Here is a 15,656-nt window from a genome sequence, read left to right as displayed (position 1 = left end):
ATACCCCTCGGCCCGAAGGCTAACCGCCTGCCCTACGACGCGAAATCGCGCGGGGTGAAATCGAGGTCGAGCACCTTCCATTCGCCGTAGCGGTCCTTCGGCAGCATCGCATAGGGCTGGCAGGCCTGCAGCGCGCTGGTGGCGCTCTGCAGCAGCAGCGGGCCCTTCGCCGACGCCGTCGCCTCGATCAGCTGCGGGGCGGCGGCGAGTTTGCCGTCGGGCGTCATCGACACCCGCAACTTGACCCTGACGTCGTCGCTCGGGCTGAGCTGCGCCGGCCGCTTCAGGCAACTGCGCAGATGGCGGCGGAATTCGGCGACCACGCTGGAGCCGACATCGGCCTTCTCTGTGGCCGGCGCATCGAAACTGTCCTTGCCGCCGTCATTGCTCGACGGCGCTGCGGCCGGCGTCGGCGCCGGGAGATCGGGCGGCAGGCCAAGCATGACGTTGTATTTGACCGTGAGGTCGGGCTCCGGCGGCTTGTAGGCCGGTGGCGACGGCGGCGGCTGCTGCGCCATCGGCTGGGGCGCCGGCGGCGTCTGCGGCGGCTGCACTGTCGGCGGCGGTGGTGCGGGCGGCGGCGCGGCAGCCTGCTGCGGAGTCGGGCTCGGCTTTGGCGCCGGCGGCGTCGCCTGTTTCTGCTCAGGCTGCGGCGCCGGCGCTTGCGCGGCCGGCTCCGGCTTGGCGGCATCGGTCGGCTTGTCGAGCGAGGGCAGTTGCAACTCGGGCGTCGGCGACGGGCTCGGCGCGGGCACCGGATCGGGCTGGACCGCGGCGACCTCCTGGGCGACCTCCTGCGGCGTCACGACCTCGACCGGCACCGTGTCAGCGGCGACGGGATCGAACTGATGCACTTCCGAGAACAGGAAAATCAGCGCGAGCAACAGCAGGTGCACGAGCACCGACGCCATCATATCCGCGTTTGGCCGGAACTTCATCCCACTCGATCACGTCGTGATGTCTCCCCGCCTCCCACAATAGCGGTCGGGGCCAGTCCGCCTCAATCCCATTTCGGCGCGAGGTGGATCGGCCCGGCGGCCTTAGCACGATCCACAAATCCGTGTCGCGGCTTTCTGGACGGGCAAAACCACCGCTCTCATCGCGCCCCGGTGCCGGAGATGGCGGAGATTTCCCGCATGTCCTCGTCCGAGAGCTCGAAATCGAAGATCTCCATGTTCTCCTGCAGCCGCTCGAGCTTCGAGGTGCGCGGGATCGCGGACACATTCTGCTGCACCAGCCAGCGCAGGCAGACCTGGGCGGCCGTCTTGCGATAGCGGTCGCCGATTCGCGCCAGCACGCGGTCGCCTTTGATCCGCCCCTTGGCGATCGGGCTATAGGCCACGAAGGCGAGGCCGTGGCGCGCGCAGGCCTCGATCACGTCGGCCTGCTCGCGATAGGGATGGTACTCGACCTGGTCGCAGGCGAGCGGCTCGGGACAGGCGGCCACCGCCTCCTCGACCAGCGCGACGTTGAAGTTGGAGACGCCGATGTGGCGCGCCAGTCCCGCCCTCTTGACCTTGGCGAGCGCGCCGAGCGTCTCGGCCAGCGGCACCTGCGGATTGGGCCAGTGCAGCAGCAGCAGGTCGACCTCGGTCATGCGCAGCTTCACCAGGCTCTCCTTGGCGGAGCGCTCGAGATCGTTCGGCCGGAAATGCGTGGTCCAGACCTTTGTGGTGACGAACACTTCGTCGCGCTTGACGCCGGAGGCGCGCAGCCCCTCGCCGACCTCGCGCTCATTGTCGTAGATCTGCGCGGTGTCGATGTGACGATAGCCGAGCCGCAGCGCCTGCTCGACGATCCGCGCGCAGGTGCGCCCGCGCAATTCCCATGTGCCGAGCCCGATCGCTGGGATTTCGGCGCCGTTGCCTGCGACGACATTCATGCGGACATTATGCGCGCATGCCGGGCCGCTGCCAACTCACGCCTGCGCGCCTTATTGTTCCACCTTGTAGCCGTCGGTCAGCGTCTTCAGGAAGGCGATGATGTCCGCCTCGTCCTGCGCCGTCATCGCCGGCGTGTCGCCGAGATGGCGCTCGAAGGGCGGATCGGCAACGTCGACATTGGCGTGATACTTTTCCGGCAGGTCGTCGTATTTCCGCACCTTGCCGTCGGCATCGCGCGGAAACACCTTCTCCGGATCGGTGTCGCGGAAATTGTAGAAGTCGAGCACCTGTTCGAGGCTGCGGAAGACGCCGTTGTGGAAGAATGCGCGACGGGTCGCCGTATTGCGCAGGGTCGGCGTCAGAAACATTCCGCAATACTGCGTCTGCTCGGCGATGTCGCTGCGATGCGGGCCGCAGACGCCGAGATCGAAATAGGCGGGATCGCGGTTGCGCTCGAGCGCGGCGTTGCGCGGCGCGCCGAGCGCTTCATACTGATGGTCGGTGAACAGCGGCGGCAGCCCGTCATGGCTCGGCGCCGAAGTATGGCAACCGCCGCAATTGGCCTTCTCCGGATCGTTGAACAATTGCAGGCCGCGCAGCTCGGCTTCGCTGAGCCGCGCCTTGCCCTCCAGCCAGTAGTCGAACTTGCTGGTGTAGGGATGGAAGCTCGGCTCCTCGACCTGGTAGCGTGCGACGGCGAACATCGCCTCGGCGACCAGCAAGCCCTTGTTGTCGAAGATGCCGGCGCCGAACAGCTCGGCAAACCGCTGGGCATAGGGTGCGTGACGCAGCTTTTCCGCCACCGTCTCGATGCTGCCGCCGTCCATCTCGTTGGGATCGAGCAGCGGGAAGATCGCCTGGTCCTGCAGCGTGTCGGCGCGGCCATCCCAGAACAGGCCGCCCTGCGGCACGATGTTGGTGGCCGCTGCGGCAGTCGCGGTCGCCGTCTTCTTGGCGCGCGCGGCCTGCTCGCCGATCGCGGCCATCTGCGCGAGGCTGACGACGTTGTCGTCTTCGTCCTTCTCGGGCCCGATGCTGAAGCTCGGCTCGCGTTCCAAATAGGTCAGTCCGGGAACGGCGCGTGCGCCCTGGCCCGACATCGCGGGCCCGCCGAGCATCACCGGCCCTTCATTGGGCGGACCGTAGGCGTGATCCGGGCTGTGACAGGACGCGCAGGACAGCGCGCCCGAGGAGGACAGCGAAGCGTCGTAGAAGATCTTCTGGCCGAGTTGCGCCATGGAAGACAGCGGGGCAACCGGCGGCCGCCGGAGCTGCACCGGATTCGGGTTCGCCCCTGGAAGCAGCGGTTGCGTCTCGACTGCGGCGACGGCGCCGGCCATGCACAAGAGGCCGACGCCGACGAGCCACGACATGCGGCCGTTCATATCACGTCCCGTGTTGCTATCGCGCTTTCGAGCGAAAACCCGTCCCGCATCTGCTGCGGGACGGGTTCCAGTTCGCGTAACGAAAGACGCATCAAGTGAACGATCAAGAGTGCCGGTTCTGATTCAATCAGAACCGGCACCGCTCTTCTTAGTGATGATGATGATCATCCGGCGCGCTGACGATGACCGTGCCGGCGGTCGGATCGAGGAACAGCGTGTCCTGCTTGAACTCGTGATCCTGGCCATGGCCGCGATCGAAGTCGAACAGGTCGGTGATCGATTCGACGTCATTGTCGAACGAGCCGCCGCCGATGCGCTTGCCGTGCAACCAGTTGTCCTCGATGAAGCGGACCACGGACGCCTGCGAAATCCGCGTATGGCTGACGAAGTTGCGCTTGGCGAAGGGCGACACCACGATGAAGGGAATGCGGGTGCCCGGACCGCAGCGGCCGTTCACCGGCTCGCCGTTGAGGCCCTTCGGCTGCTTCTGCTTGTTGACGCCGCGGCCGCACTGGCCGGGACCATTGACCTGGTCGGCGGTCGGATCATACGAGGCGCTGGTCGGCGCCGCGTAAGCGTGGTCGTACCAGCCGTCGGAGTCGTCATAAGTGATGATGACCGCGGTCTCGCGCCACTCCGGCTGCTTCTGCAGGAAGTTGATCAGTTCGACATTGCCGGCCTGCTCGTCGAGCGGATCGGAGTTGCCGGCATGACCGTCCTGATAGGCCGGCATCTTGATGTAGGAGACGGCCGGGAAGTTGCCCGACTTCACCGCGGCGTAGAAGTCCTCGAGATCATAGCCGTGGTTGGCCGGATCGACCGTCTTGCCGTCGGCGGCATAGGTGTGGCCGACCGCCTGCACCGAGCTCGGGCGCGCATGGGTCGGGTTCGCCGTCGACTTGTAGTACTGGAACCAGGCGTGGTGCGGGATGTAGTCCACGATGGTGCCGTTGACGTTGCTCGAGAAGGTGCTGCGTCCGCAGCCCGTCGTGTTGTTGGTGTTCTTGAGCGTCAGGTCGAAGCCGCCCATGAAGCTGCCCCAGCTGATGCGCTCGTCGTTGAGCAGGTCGCCGATGTTCTTGCCGGTCATCAGCATCGTGCTCGACGTGCTCGAGCACTGGTCGAAGCCGGGATCGGTATCGCCGGTCAGCGTCAGGCCGCCCTGCCCGTCGGCAACCGACGACGAGGAGCCGATGATGTTCTGCACGCCGTTGGTCTGGCCCGAGATCACCTCGATGGCGCCCGGCGTCGACGGCCCGTAGGTGTCGGTGTAGGCATTGTCGTTCATCGCGAAGTTCTGCGCGTAATTCCAGAACGCGGTGACGGTGTTGCCGTCGAAATAGCCCATCACCTGGCCGTTGGTGCCGAACGCGCCGACGCCGCCGGCGGTGCCTTTGCCGGTGAACTTCGGGAACAGGTCGGCCTTGCCGTTGTCATAGGCTTGCTGCTCGGGCGTGTAGGCGTGGTTCTGCGACTTGGTGTTGGCCTGGGTGCGGTCGAGCCGGAACGGATTGGCCGCGCCGGTGCCGTTGGCCGGGTTGAGGTTCGGGTTGTTGGTCAGCAGATCATTGTTGGCGAGGTTGTTCACCTTCGGCGTGTGCGCCTTCGCAACGAACGGGATCGAGCCGGACGGATTGGCGGCGTTCGGGTAGGTCGCGAAGTAATGATCGAACGAGCGGTTCTCGTTGAAGATCACGACGAGATGCTTGATCGGCGTCGCGGTGTGGATGTCGTGCGGATGATGACCGTTGCCGTGGTTGCCCTGGTCCTGGTTGCCTTGATTGCCCTTGTTGTCCTGAGCCGCATAGACCCAGGTGCTGCACGCAACCGCGGCAGCGACCAGGCAGATTCCGACTGTCGAAAGAAATTTGTCTCTCACGTAGAGCCCCTTGTATTTAACAGATTTATGACGTCGACCTGCGACACATTAGCCACGTCGAATGACAGGTCCGTGTCAGTCTTGTGCAATCGACAAATGAATGCGCGGTAGCGTTCAGATGCGCGCGCGTTCTCGCATCGGTTGCATGAAGCGAGACAAATCGAGCGAGCAACTGCGAGCCGCGTCGCGTCGCAACGAGGCGCTCAAAGTCGCCGAGAGCGCTTTCGGCATGTACGTTGGTGACGAGATGAACCTGACAACACCGGACCAGCGCGCGCGGCCTGAACTAGGCTGCGGACTCATCAAGGCGCAGCCAGAGCCTGATTGACGCAAGCTGAATGAAGGCAAGGTAGTTGGCGGCGAGCCTGTCGTAGCGCGTCGCTATTCGACAACGGCATCATACCCGTGGTGCACAAGCGGGGAAGACCAAAGCGCAAATTTTATGAGTTTAAGCAATCGAAACGTGACCGACGCCAAGCCAGGTCCCCGTCGTTAAAGTCGCTTTAATCCCCTGCGCTGCAGTCTCCGGCAGCAGTCCTGAAGTAAGACCATCAGCTTAAGATTCATCGTCGCTGCGGCTGTGGACGGATTTGTCACTTACGTCGCAGCTGAACGATCGGAAATTGCATTCGCGCGACATTCCCAGGGGTGCAAAGGACCGGGCAGACAAAGCGCCGGAACTTTAGGCGGGTGCGCCCCGAAGCAGAGGTATGGGCATGACATGGGTCGAGCGCCAGGTGCGCTACACGAGCTTGCGTCAGCTCGGCGCATGCCTTGTGCTGTTCGCGTTTGCGGCCTTCGTCGCGCTGGAAAACGGACAGTTTCTCGGCAACTACGCCAGAGGCGTCGTTGCGATGTCGCAAGCCCAGGTGCGCGCGGTGAAGAGTCTTCCGCAACTGTCGCGCAACTGGGTCGCGCTGCAGGCCGATAAAGTCGTTTCGACTGGCGTCTACGCCCGGGGCAAATATGACCACGCGATCTTCTCTGTTGCTCAGCTCGGGGATCGCCTGCTCCTGATCAAGGCGGCTCCGGAACGCGTTCTCGACGGGAGAGCGCTGAGCGGCGGCCTGGTTGCCGCCGACATGGAGACAATCGACCGGATCGGTCGCCTCGCCAGGCGGAGTGGCGATGCCGGCGCGGTGTTCCTCCCTGTCATGCTCGACACGGAGAAATACACCTCCGCCGCCGTCGCGGCCGTGCTGATCGTGATTGCGGTCCCATTGGGGCTCGCCCTCTTGATCGGCGGGCGAGCACTACCGCGATTGAAGGCGCCATCATCGCATCCCGATTTGCGTGCGGTCTGCGGGCAGTCTGCCAATGCGTTGGAAAACCTCAGCGCGCGGCTGGAGCACGACATTGCGACAGCCAGATCTGCCTTGAAGCTTCGCGGCCACGTGCGGATTACTGACACGCACGTGTTGCAAAGGGGCTGGTTTAGGCTCCGACTGATGCCGCTGTCGGACATGCTCTATGCCTATAGCATGACGACTACGACACTGATGTACGGCGTGATACCGATCAGCCGCTCGCATTCGCTGATGCTCTACTTCTCCAACCAGAAGATGCGGGCTTCTGCCTGGAAGGCGCAAACTGCTGAGGTCATGGAGCACTTGGGGAGAGTGGCGCCATGGGTGTTGCTCGGCCACGCTCGTGACCTCGACAAGGCGTACAAGAAAAACAGGTCCAAGCTCATTGACCTCGTCGAGGCGCGGCGCAAGCTAGTCGCAGCCGGTTCGCCATAAACGAGGCCGCATTCCGGGAGGCTATTTGTTTCCAACTTACCGCTTTTGACCCATCGCGACATATTTCGCTGCCGCACTAACCTGGTCGCCATATGGGCAAAGCGACGTAGTCACCAGTCACGTCACGCGGCGTTTACAGGTACACGGCCTAGTCTCGGCGCCATGCCGGAATGCAAGCGCTCGGGGTGACGCGCTTGTAGTCTCGAGCGGCATTCTGGTCTCCAGCTAACTCTGCAAATCTGATCGCTGCCTCCAAATCTTGAGCGGCAGACGCGCTGTTGCAGAGCAGGCTGTAAACGTCGGCACGGTGCCGATACGCCCTGTAATTCATCGGGTTGTATTGGAGCGCCAGGTTAAGATTGTTTTGCTCATCAGCGGCGCTTCGGCGCGCTTCATCCGGCTGGCTCTTGAAGTTGGTGAGGCGATTGAGAGACTGGAGTGCGCCAAGCTCCGTGTAGCGTTGCGACATCGCGCCAAATGTGACTGGCGGCGTCCCGTCCGAGGAAGCCTGCTTCACCGGAGCAAGCGCGCGTTCAATTTCGATCTTCTTGTATTTTATGGCGTTGTCGTAGTCGTGCAGGCTTTCGAATGCGCCGGATATTTCGCCATTGATCTGAACGACAGTTGCGATCGGGATTCGTTGATCGCTCAGCAGACTGAGACATGCGCGTATCTTTGCCTGCAGCGGCGAGACATCGCGGCATTCCTTGTCGACCACTCGCCACGCGTCCCGCGAATGCGCCGTCTGCGCTGCGGCCGGGAGAACAACCAGGGCGACGAGGGTCGCCAGGCTGGAACAGCGACCGAGTGTCATGCGAGCCTTATTTGTTCGAGAGCTCGCATCAGTTCAGCAGATTGTCCCGTTGAAATCTACCACCTCAAACGCGGAGGCACATCCACCGGCGTCATCGCCCGGCTTGACCGGGCGATCCAGTACGCTGCGGCCTCTCGGTTCAAGCACGACTGCCTCTGGAATACTGGATCACCCGCCTGCGCGGGTGATGACACCGTAATGTATGCGGGGAATCGCGCAACTAACTCCGTGCGAACCTAGTCCTTCATTCCCGTGATCGAGGCGCTGACGGCGCGCGGATCGCGCATCGGCCAGCGGCCGCTCTCGACCTGCGCGAGGAAGTCGCCGACGATCCTGTTGTACTCGTCGGGCTCCTCGATGTTGATGGCGTGGCCGCAGTTCGGCATCACCGCAAGCGCGGCCGACGGAATGTTCTGCTTCATCAGGATGCCCGGCAGCAGGCACGGCCAGTCCTCGTCGCCGGTGATGACCAGCGTCGGCACCGTGATGCGCTTCATCTCGTCGGTCAGCGTGTAGAGCGAGGGCCGCTCCTTCTGCACGCCCTGCTGGGTGTTGGCCGATCCCACCGCGGAATGTTCTGCCAGCATCGCCTTGAACTCGGCGTGGCCGCGCGGATCCTTGTTCTCGTACTGCACGCGGGTCGGCCCGAAGGCGTAGCGCTCGGCGAACGCCGGCATGCCGTCCTTGCGGATCGTGGCCGCGATGACGTCGGCCTCGGCGCGAAACGTCTCGCGCTTGTCGAGCTCGGCGCCGTAGCCGCAGCCGCCGATGCACAGCGACAGCGCCCGCGCATGGTGGCGGATGCCGAAATGCAGCGTCGCAAAGCCGCCCATCGACAGGCCGACGATGTGCGCCTTCTCGGCGCCGATGTGGTCGAGCACCGCCAGGATATCGTCGGCCGCGCGCGCCTGCGAATAGGACGCGACCTGCTCCGGCACGTCCGACGGCGGGAAGCCGCGCGCATTGTAGGCGATGGTGCGATAGCGCTTGCCGAAATGCCGCATCTGCGGCTCGTAGCTGCGCAGATCGCCGGCGAACTCGTGCACCAGGATCACCGGCTGGCCCGACCCGGTCTCCTCGAAATAGAGGCGTACGCCGTCGTCCGTCGTCGCATGGGGCATGTTGATCTCCTGCCTTCTTTGTTCGTGTTACGGGATGGTCGCCGCCGCCGGCGGCTTGGCGCGCGGCAGATATGTGCCGTGGCCCTTGGCGCCGACCAGCCTGCCGTCGTCGACGACGACCTTGCCGCGCACCATGGTCATAACCGGCCAGCCGGTGACTTCGAGGCCTTCATACGGCGTATAGTCCGAGCCGTCGTGGATCAGCTCGTGGCGGATCGTCACCTTGCGCCTGGGATCCCACAGCGCGATGTCGGCGTCCGAGCCGACCGCGATGGTGCCCTTGCGCGGATAGAGCCCGTAGATCTTGGCGTGGTTGGTGGCGCTGAAGGCGACGAAGCTGTTGAGATCGATCCGCCCCTTCACGACGCCCTCGGAGAACAGGATCGGCAGCCGCGCCGCGACGCCGGGGATGCCGTTCGGCACCCAGCGGAAGCTGGTGCGGCCCTTCGGCGCCAGCTTTCCTTCCGGATCGTCGTAGCGGAACGGGCAATGGTCCGACGAGAATACCGAGAACACCTTCTGCTGCAGGCCTTCCCAGCACGCCTTCTGGCTCGCGACATCGCGCGGCGGCGGCGAGCAGACGTACTTGGCGCCTTCCATGTTGAGCTGGTCGAGATCCCTCTCGGTCAACATCAGGTATTGCGGACAGGTCTCGCCCATCACGCGCAGCCCGCGCTGCTGGGCGCGGCGGATCTCCTCCATCGCCTCGCGGTTCGAGACGTGCACGATCATGATGGGAACGTCGACCAGCTCGGAGAGCGAGATGGCGCGGTGCGTCGCCTCACGCTCGACCGGGATCGGCCGCGAGGTGGCGTGAAAGCGCGGCGCGGTGTTGCCGGCACGCTCGAGCCGGTCGGTGAGGAAGCGGATCGCGTCGAAATTCTCCGCATGCACCATCAGCATCGCGCCGGTCTCGCGCGCCACCGACATGGTCTCCAGCAGCTCGCGGTCCGACAGCGCCAAGCCCTCATAGGTCATGAACACTTTCAGCGAGGTGTAGCCGTCCTCGACCAGCGCCGGCAGTTCCTGGCCGAGCACATGCTCGGTCGGGTCGGTGACGATCAGATGGAAGGCGACGTCGACATGGCATTCGCCTTCCGCCAGCGCATGGTACTGCTTGAGCGCCTCGCGCAGCGTCTGGCCCTTCTCCTGTAAACAGAACGGCAGCACGGTGGTGTTGCCGCCGAACGCCGCTGAGCGCGTGCCGGTGGCAAAGCCGTCGGCCATCACGATGCCCTCGCCCGACGGCTGCGCGAAATGGACGTGGCTGTCGATGCCGCCCGGCAGCACCAGCCGGTCGGTCGCATCGATGATTTCAGCGGCCGTGCCGAGATCCTGCCCGAGCGCCGCGATCTTGCCGTCGCGAATGCCGACATCGCACGCAAAGGTGTCGGCAGCGGTGACCACGGTGCCGCCGCGGATGATGGTGTCGAAGGCCATCAGCGGGCTCCTTCCTTCGGTGAGCGATGTTCGATGATTGCGGCGAGCGGCTCCGCCAGCCCGCGCGTCGGCTTGGGGTCCGGCCGGCGGAAGGTGCCGGCGATCGCCTTGCGCGGCCTGAGCACGGCGAGCGTCTCCGCCTGGCGCACCGCGGCCGCGACCGGGTCGATCACGGGAACCGGAATGCGGTCGCGGACCTTGGCCGCCAGCCCGGCGAGCGGCGCGCCGGACAGGATCACGACATCGGCCTTGTCCTCGTCGACTGCGCGGTTGGCGAGATCGACCAGCAGGTCCTCCTTCTCGCCCTGCACGTCCGAGATCGACTGGAACGCACCGTTCAGCGCACGGACGCCGGCGCAGCGTGCACCGAGGCCGTGCATCGCGACGCATTCCTCGTACCAGGGCGCCAGCGCGCCGGCGAAGGTGACGATCGAGAACCGCCGTCCGACCATGCAGGCGGTGAGCATCGCGGCTTCAGCGAGACCGACGACCGGAAACGCGAACAGCTCGCGCGCGCCGAACAGGCCGGGATCGCCGAATGCGGCGATCACGGCGGCATCGATGGTATCGCCGGCCTCGGCCAGCATTTCCAGCGCGATCGCGCCGCCGATCTGCGCCTCGGCGCGGGTCGCAATATAAGGCACGCCGCGCGAGGCGGTCGCCGGCACCAGCTCGGTGCCTTCAGATGCCACCTTGCTTCCGGCGGCGTGCAGCAGCTCGGTCACCGCCGATGTCGTGTTGGGATTGAGCAGCAGAATCCTCATCGTCCGGCCTTCCCCGTCTTGCGGCCACGCGACTTCGCCGCCACCTCGGGCGCAGCCGCAGCATCCGCCTTCTCGTCCAGCGTCTCGGCGACGATCTCGCCGGTGCGGCGCACGTGATGCGCCAGCACCTGCCCGGCACGCACGGCATCGCGATCCCGCAGCGCCGAGAGAATCTCCTGGTGCTCGCGCACCGATTCATCCCAGCGCCCGAGCACCGACAACGCGAAGAAGCGCGCCCGTTCCGCCCGCGCCAGCAGCGCCTCGTGCGTCGCCTTCAGCACGGCATTGCGGGCGAAGCCGACGATCGCGGAATGGATCTGCTGGTTGGTCTGGAAATACTCGCGCAGTTCGCCGCGGCCGTGATGCCGTTCGATCCTGTCCTGCAGCGCCTCGAGCTGCTCGAAGTCGCCGGCCTCCATGCGGACGGCCGCGAGCTCGGCGGCGCAGCGCTCGATGCCGCTGACCGCCTCGAACAATTCGGTCAGCTCGGCACGCCGGAACGGCGCCACCATCGCGCTGCGGTTGAGCCGCAGTTCGACGAGGCCCTCGCTCGCCAGCTGCTTCAACGCCTCGCGCAGCGGAGTGCGCGAGATGCCGAGCGCGTCGGATAGATCCGCCTCGCCCAATTGCTGTCCGGGCGACAGCTCGCCGCGCACGATCATGGTGCGCAGCCGCGCCGCCGCCTGCTCGTGCAGGCCCGTCCGCGGCACGCGCAGGCGCCGCCGCTGCTGCGCCGTCATGGCGCGCGGCGGCTTCGGGTCCTTCCTGCGCCTCGTCGTCTCGGTCTCGGTCACGACTGGCCCTTATCCTTTGCATCGATGAGTGTCGCGGCAGCCGCCCGCAGATCCGGATTTGTGAACAGGCTGCCCCACCCGCGAATCCGCGACGGATCGTAGCCGGTCGCAAGCAGGCACGCCCAGAGCGTCACGGCGATCGAATCGAGCACGGGGACGCCGTAGCAGCGCTCCAGCCGCTCGGCGGCACCGGCGCCCCGCATGTTGGTGCAGAGCACGACGGCGGCATCGCAGCCCGCGCGCACGACCTCCTCGATCAGCTTTGCCACTTCGGCCTCGCTGACCTCGGCAAAGGAGAAATTGTCCTGCAGCGACAGATGCCGCTCGGCAAAGCAATTGAGCCCTTCCGAATTCCAGTTGGCGATGATCCTGGCCTGCACGTCCTTGCGATACGGCGTCACCAGCCCGATACGCTTTGCGCCGATCCGCCGCAGCAGGTCGCGATAGGCCAGCACGGTGGTGCAGGCCTTGATCCCCGTCGCCGCCGTGATCTGCTCGCACAATCTCTCGTCACGGTCGAAGCCGAGCCAGCTCGCCGAGGTGCCGTTCCAGGCGATCACGTCGACCTTGGCATGCGCCAGCAGCTCGGCGGCGCGCAGGATCTCGCTGGCGTCGAACTGGCGCAGCGCGGCCTCGGACAGCGCGATCTCCGTCACCTTGAAGCGCGAGAAATGCGCCGAGACGTCATCGATGCCGGCCAGCATCGCACAGGTGATCGGCTCGAGCGCGGTGTTCGAGGACGGCGTCAGCATGCCGAGCCTGATAGGACGCATCATTCGTTGGCCTCATTGACGGGCCGAGCCTCCTTCGAGGCTCGGCCGTTACGGTGAGCATGATCTTTATCGGAAAACCGCTTCGCACTTTTCCGGATCATGCTTCTACACCGGCAGCTTGCGGCTGTAATCGATCAGCGTCGAACTGATCAACAGCGCAATGCCGGCGGCGGCGAAATACATCAGCGCCAGGAAGTAGGAGCCAGTGGCCTGCACGATGAAGCCGACGATCAGCGGCGTCGTGATGCCGGCGATGTTGCCGCCGAGATTCATGCAGCCGCCGAGGAAGCCGGACTTTCCGCGGCCGGCCAGCGCCGACGGGATCGCCCAGTACATGCCGCACCAGCGCAGGAAGAACAGCGTGGTCGACAGCAGCACGACGACGGCGACCGGATTGGTGACGTAGGCGACGAGGAAGATCGAGACCGTCGCCATCACCGCGGCGATGCCGAACAGGGTGCGGAACACCATGTTCGGCGACCCGCCCCTCGCCCGCCAGCCGTCGCCGATCCAGCCGCCGACCAGTTCGCCGACGAAGCCGGCGAAGAAGATGATGAAGGACGCGCCGCCGAGCGTCTTGATGTCGAAGCCATGGACCTTGAACAGGTAGTTCGGCATCCAGGTCAGCAGCCCGTAGAAGGTGGTGTTGAAGAACATCCAGCCGAGGCACATGCACCACACCGAGCGGAAGCGGAAATAGGCCATCCAGCCCGCGCCCGACGGCGCCGGCGTCGCGGCATCCTCGATCGCATGCGCCTCCTCGAGATAGCGCGCTTCCGCCTCGTTGACCGACGGATGCTCGCGCGGCGCGTTGCGGATGTAGTACCAGGCCCACAGGCCGCACAGCATGGTGCCGACACCGGCGATGACGAACGCCATGCGCCAGGAGTCGAACGCCGCGATCAGCCAGGCGATCACGATCGCCCCGAGCGCTGCACCGAGCGGCGCGCCGCCGTCCAGCAGGGTGGCGCCGCGGCCGCGCTCAGTCTGCGTCATCCAGATCGCATTGAGCTTGCCGCCGGCCGGATAGATCGGCGCCTCGGATGCGCCGAGGCCGAGCCGGGTCAGCAGCAGCAGGAACCAGCTGGTCGAGATCGCGGCGAGCGCCTGGAATGCACCCCAGAAGAACGTCGCCGCGGCGATCACGACGCGCGGCTTGTAGCGATCGGCCAGCATGCCACCCGGCACCTGCATGAAGGCGTAGGTCCAGAAGAACGAGCTCAGGATCAGGCCCTGCATCGCCGGGTCGATGTCGAACTCCTTGGCGATCAGCGGCATCGCGACCGACAACGAGGCGCGATCGATGTAGTTGATGGAAATGAGGAACAGCATCAGCAGGAAGATCTTCCAGCGCACGCCGCTTGGCCTTGCCGCGTCCGTCATTGCGATGGTGGACACCTGTTCGCTCATGCTTCGCTCCTCTCCGGCAGTTTGTTTTGTCCTGCCCGCGCGAAGTCTGCGCGAATGACAGCGATGCGACAAGCACATTTTGTATTCTGCATACAATTTCTCTTATAATACTGATATTACTTATGTAATTTTCCATCCTGATGGAGAGTTGATCAGCCTGTGGCGTGGGTTTGGGCACAGACCGGCCGGCGTTGCCCGGCAATTGCCGAGCGCCGGCACGCGGCTCGAGCCGCATCGTGCCGGCTGGCACAAACTGCGGATATCAGGTTCCGTTATGACAACGCCAAGCTGTTCTCGTCCGGAGAACACCGGTTACAGTTTGTGCCAGCAGTGCGCCGTTCACCATCCGCATCGCCAATGCGGCACACACTTCGATCAGCGCGCGTCAGCGATGGCGTTGAGCGGCGGCTCGCCGCGCGCGGTCCGCTCGATGTTGCCGGCGATGATGCCGGCGCGCGCCTCCAGCATGCCCTCGGTCCAGCCCGAGACATGCGGCGTCATGATTACATTGCCGAGGGTATGGAACGGCGCCGTTGATGGCGGTGTGAGGCCGGGCGCGGTCGGATAGCGGTACCAGACGTCGAGCGCCGCGCCGGCCAGCCGCCCTTGCGCGAGCGCATCATACAGCGCCTGCTCGTTGACGATTTCCGCGCGCGCCACGTTGATCAGATAGGCCGACGGCTTCATCAGCGCGAGCCGGCGGGCATCGAGCAGATCGCGCGTCTCCGACGACAGCGACAGCGTGATGGCGAGGTAGTCGGAGAGACCGAGCAGTTCGTCGAGCCGCTCCGGCCCGCCGACGAACATCAGCTCGCGCGGCACTTTCGCTTGCGCCTGCCGCCTGACGGCGCACACCTTCATGTCGAACGCATGAGCGCGCCGCGCCAGCGCCTCGCCGATATGTCCGAAGCCGAGAATGCCGAGCGTCTTGCCGGCAAGCTCGGGCCACAACGGCGGCGCCGGCGTGTCGATCGACCACTGGCTCTCCCAGCGGCCGGCCCTGAGCTCGTGGTCGATGCGCTGGAAGCTGCGCGTCAGCGCGATCATGCTGCCGATCACATATTCGGCGATGCCGGCCTCGTGGCCAAAGGCATTGGCGAGCGCCAGACCGGGGCGCAGCTGCGAGCGGTCGATGCGGTCGAGGCCGGCGCCCGGCACCTGCACCAGGCGCAACTTCGTTCCCGCGGCGGCGAGTTCCTTCGTGAAGGCCATCGAGACGAGAACATCGGCATCGCGGAGCTGATCAACGACGGCAGCTTCGTCGCCCGCGACGATCTCGCAGGGAATCGTCAAGCGCCGCCGCACCGGCTCGACCAGACGGACCGCAAACGATCCGGCGAACACAGCCCTCATCCGTTCGATCCTCCTTGCCGGCAGCACTTGTCGTGCCGCTTCTTGCCCGGCACTATCGCGAAGCGCGTGTCGGCAATCAACTGGCAAAGCTCGGACAAATCATGTCGCGAGAATGCGCAGCTAGATCCCCACCCACAACTGTCATCGCCCGGCTTGACCGGGCGATCCAGTACGCCGCGGCCTCTCGGCTCCAGCACTGCTGCCTCTGGAATACTGGATCACCCGGTCAAGTGTTCAGCCCGGGGACATGACCGACGGGTGTTCGGGGACATAGCCGACACTTCATAGTGCAGGGATT

The 15,656-nt window shown here is 65.1% G+C and carries 14 protein-coding genes and 1 pseudogene; 2 read left to right on the top strand and 13 right to left on the bottom strand.

The window, feature by feature from the left end:
* Positions 1-32 precede the first annotated feature (32 nt).
* The 4 genes from JQ633_RS32885 to JQ633_RS32870 all read right to left on the bottom strand — a co-directional run bounded on the left by JQ633_RS32885 (position 33) and on the right by JQ633_RS32870 (position 5,147).
* The gene (locus JQ633_RS32885) at positions 33-938 is read right to left on the bottom strand and encodes a hypothetical protein (protein ID WP_211989984.1); all 906 of its coding nucleotides are present in this window, start codon (positions 936-938) and stop codon (positions 33-35) included.
* 158 nt (positions 939-1,096) lie between these two features.
* Positions 1,097-1,882: an aldo/keto reductase gene (locus JQ633_RS32880; protein WP_211989983.1), complete on the bottom strand. Its 786-nt coding sequence runs from the start codon at positions 1,880-1,882 to the stop codon at positions 1,097-1,099.
* Positions 1,883-1,933: 51 nt separating this feature from the next.
* A complete protein-coding gene (locus JQ633_RS32875; RefSeq protein ID WP_249159831.1) occupies positions 1,934-3,256 on the bottom strand; it encodes a cytochrome-c peroxidase in 1,323 nt (440 codons plus the stop codon).
* Between the two features lie 160 nt (positions 3,257-3,416).
* Positions 3,417-5,147 carry a phospholipase C gene (locus JQ633_RS32870; RefSeq protein WP_211989981.1) on the bottom strand — a complete coding sequence of 577 codons (1,731 nt, stop codon included), beginning with the start codon at positions 5,145-5,147 and terminating at the stop codon, positions 3,417-3,419.
* A gap of 145 nt (positions 5,148-5,292) precedes the next feature.
* On the opposite strand from JQ633_RS32870, the gene JQ633_RS32865 reads away from it, so the two are divergent.
* Complete coding sequence (locus tag JQ633_RS32865) at positions 5,293-5,475, top strand: hypothetical protein (RefSeq protein WP_211989980.1); 183 nt, start codon at positions 5,293-5,295, stop codon at positions 5,473-5,475.
* Here the strand turns inward: JQ633_RS32865 and JQ633_RS32860 are convergent.
* Positions 5,434-5,535, bottom strand: a pseudogene (locus tag JQ633_RS32860) (IS5/IS1182 family transposase); the annotation flags it as partial. The gene JQ633_RS32865 and the pseudogene JQ633_RS32860 overlap by 42 nt on opposite strands.
* 328 nt (positions 5,536-5,863) lie before the next feature.
* Between JQ633_RS32860 and JQ633_RS32855 the strand changes: the two are divergent.
* A complete protein-coding gene (locus JQ633_RS32855; protein ID WP_211989979.1) occupies positions 5,864-6,889 on the top strand; it encodes a DUF6709 family protein in 1,026 nt (341 codons plus the stop codon).
* A gap of 148 nt (positions 6,890-7,037) precedes the next feature.
* Here JQ633_RS32855 and JQ633_RS32850 read toward each other — a convergent pair whose 3' ends face one another.
* The 8 genes from JQ633_RS32850 to JQ633_RS32815 form a co-directional block, all read right to left on the bottom strand.
* A complete protein-coding gene (locus JQ633_RS32850) occupies positions 7,038-7,703 on the bottom strand; it encodes a hypothetical protein (RefSeq protein WP_211989978.1) in 666 nt (221 codons plus the stop codon).
* Between the two features lie 236 nt (positions 7,704-7,939).
* On the bottom strand, positions 7,940-8,824 hold the full coding sequence (locus JQ633_RS32845; protein WP_211989977.1) for an alpha/beta fold hydrolase: 885 nt from the start codon (positions 8,822-8,824) through the stop codon (positions 7,940-7,942).
* A 27-nt stretch (positions 8,825-8,851) separates the two neighbouring features.
* The gene (hydA, locus tag JQ633_RS32840; RefSeq protein WP_211989976.1) at positions 8,852-10,264 is read right to left on the bottom strand and encodes a dihydropyrimidinase; all 1,413 of its coding nucleotides are present in this window, start codon (positions 10,262-10,264) and stop codon (positions 8,852-8,854) included.
* The gene (locus JQ633_RS32835) at positions 10,264-11,028 is read right to left on the bottom strand and encodes an aspartate/glutamate racemase family protein (RefSeq protein ID WP_211989975.1); all 765 of its coding nucleotides are present in this window, start codon (positions 11,026-11,028) and stop codon (positions 10,264-10,266) included. The genes hydA and JQ633_RS32835 overlap by 1 nt, the downstream gene beginning before the upstream one ends.
* Positions 11,025-11,822 (bottom strand): GntR family transcriptional regulator, encoded by a 798-nt coding sequence (locus tag JQ633_RS32830; RefSeq protein ID WP_349631657.1) that lies wholly within the window; start codon positions 11,820-11,822, stop codon positions 11,025-11,027. Before JQ633_RS32830 ends, JQ633_RS32835 begins: the two co-directional genes overlap by 4 nt.
* Complete coding sequence (locus JQ633_RS32825; RefSeq protein WP_211989974.1) at positions 11,819-12,598, bottom strand: maleate cis-trans isomerase family protein; 780 nt, start codon at positions 12,596-12,598, stop codon at positions 11,819-11,821. The genes JQ633_RS32830 and JQ633_RS32825 overlap by 4 nt, the downstream gene beginning before the upstream one ends.
* Positions 12,599-12,700: 102 nt before the next feature.
* Positions 12,701-14,005, bottom strand: a complete 1,305-nt coding sequence (locus JQ633_RS32820) for an MFS transporter (protein ID WP_211989973.1) — start codon at positions 14,003-14,005, stop codon at positions 12,701-12,703.
* Between the two features lie 375 nt (positions 14,006-14,380).
* Positions 14,381-15,358, bottom strand: a complete 978-nt coding sequence (locus JQ633_RS32815; protein ID WP_211989972.1) for a 2-hydroxyacid dehydrogenase — start codon at positions 15,356-15,358, stop codon at positions 14,381-14,383.
* Positions 15,359-15,656 lie beyond the last annotated feature (298 nt).

The sequence above is a fragment of the Bradyrhizobium tropiciagri genome (assembly GCF_018130505.1).
Taxonomy (GTDB): domain Bacteria; phylum Pseudomonadota; class Alphaproteobacteria; order Rhizobiales; family Xanthobacteraceae; genus Bradyrhizobium; species Bradyrhizobium tropiciagri_B.
This window is presented reverse-complemented; position numbering and strand designations above follow the sequence as displayed.

Coding starts and splice junctions, on each gene's coding strand:
- JQ633_RS32885 (WP_211989984.1), bottom strand. CDS start 938: ATGAAGTTCCGGCCAAACGCGGATATGATGGCGTCGGTGCTCGTGCAC.
- JQ633_RS32880 (WP_211989983.1), bottom strand. CDS start 1,882: ATGAATGTCGTCGCAGGCAACGGCGCCGAAATCCCAGCGATCGGGCTC.
- JQ633_RS32875 (WP_249159831.1), bottom strand. CDS start 3,256: ATGTCGTGGCTCGTCGGCGTCGGCCTCTTGTGCATGGCCGGCGCCGTC.
- JQ633_RS32865 (WP_211989980.1), top strand. CDS start 5,293: ATGAAGCGAGACAAATCGAGCGAGCAACTGCGAGCCGCGTCGCGTCGC.
- JQ633_RS32855 (WP_211989979.1), top strand. CDS start 5,864: ATGACATGGGTCGAGCGCCAGGTGCGCTACACGAGCTTGCGTCAGCTC.
- JQ633_RS32850 (WP_211989978.1), bottom strand. CDS start 7,703: ATGACACTCGGTCGCTGTTCCAGCCTGGCGACCCTCGTCGCCCTGGTT.
- JQ633_RS32845 (WP_211989977.1), bottom strand. CDS start 8,824: ATGCCCCATGCGACGACGGACGACGGCGTACGCCTCTATTTCGAGGAG.
- hydA (WP_211989976.1), bottom strand. CDS start 10,264: ATGGCCTTCGACACCATCATCCGCGGCGGCACCGTGGTCACCGCTGCC.
- JQ633_RS32835 (WP_211989975.1), bottom strand. CDS start 11,028: ATGAGGATTCTGCTGCTCAATCCCAACACGACATCGGCGGTGACCGAG.
- JQ633_RS32825 (WP_211989974.1), bottom strand. CDS start 12,598: ATGATGCGTCCTATCAGGCTCGGCATGCTGACGCCGTCCTCGAACACC.
- JQ633_RS32820 (WP_211989973.1), bottom strand. CDS start 14,005: ATGAGCGAACAGGTGTCCACCATCGCAATGACGGACGCGGCAAGGCCA.
- JQ633_RS32815 (WP_211989972.1), bottom strand. CDS start 15,358: ATGAGGGCTGTGTTCGCCGGATCGTTTGCGGTCCGTCTGGTCGAGCCG.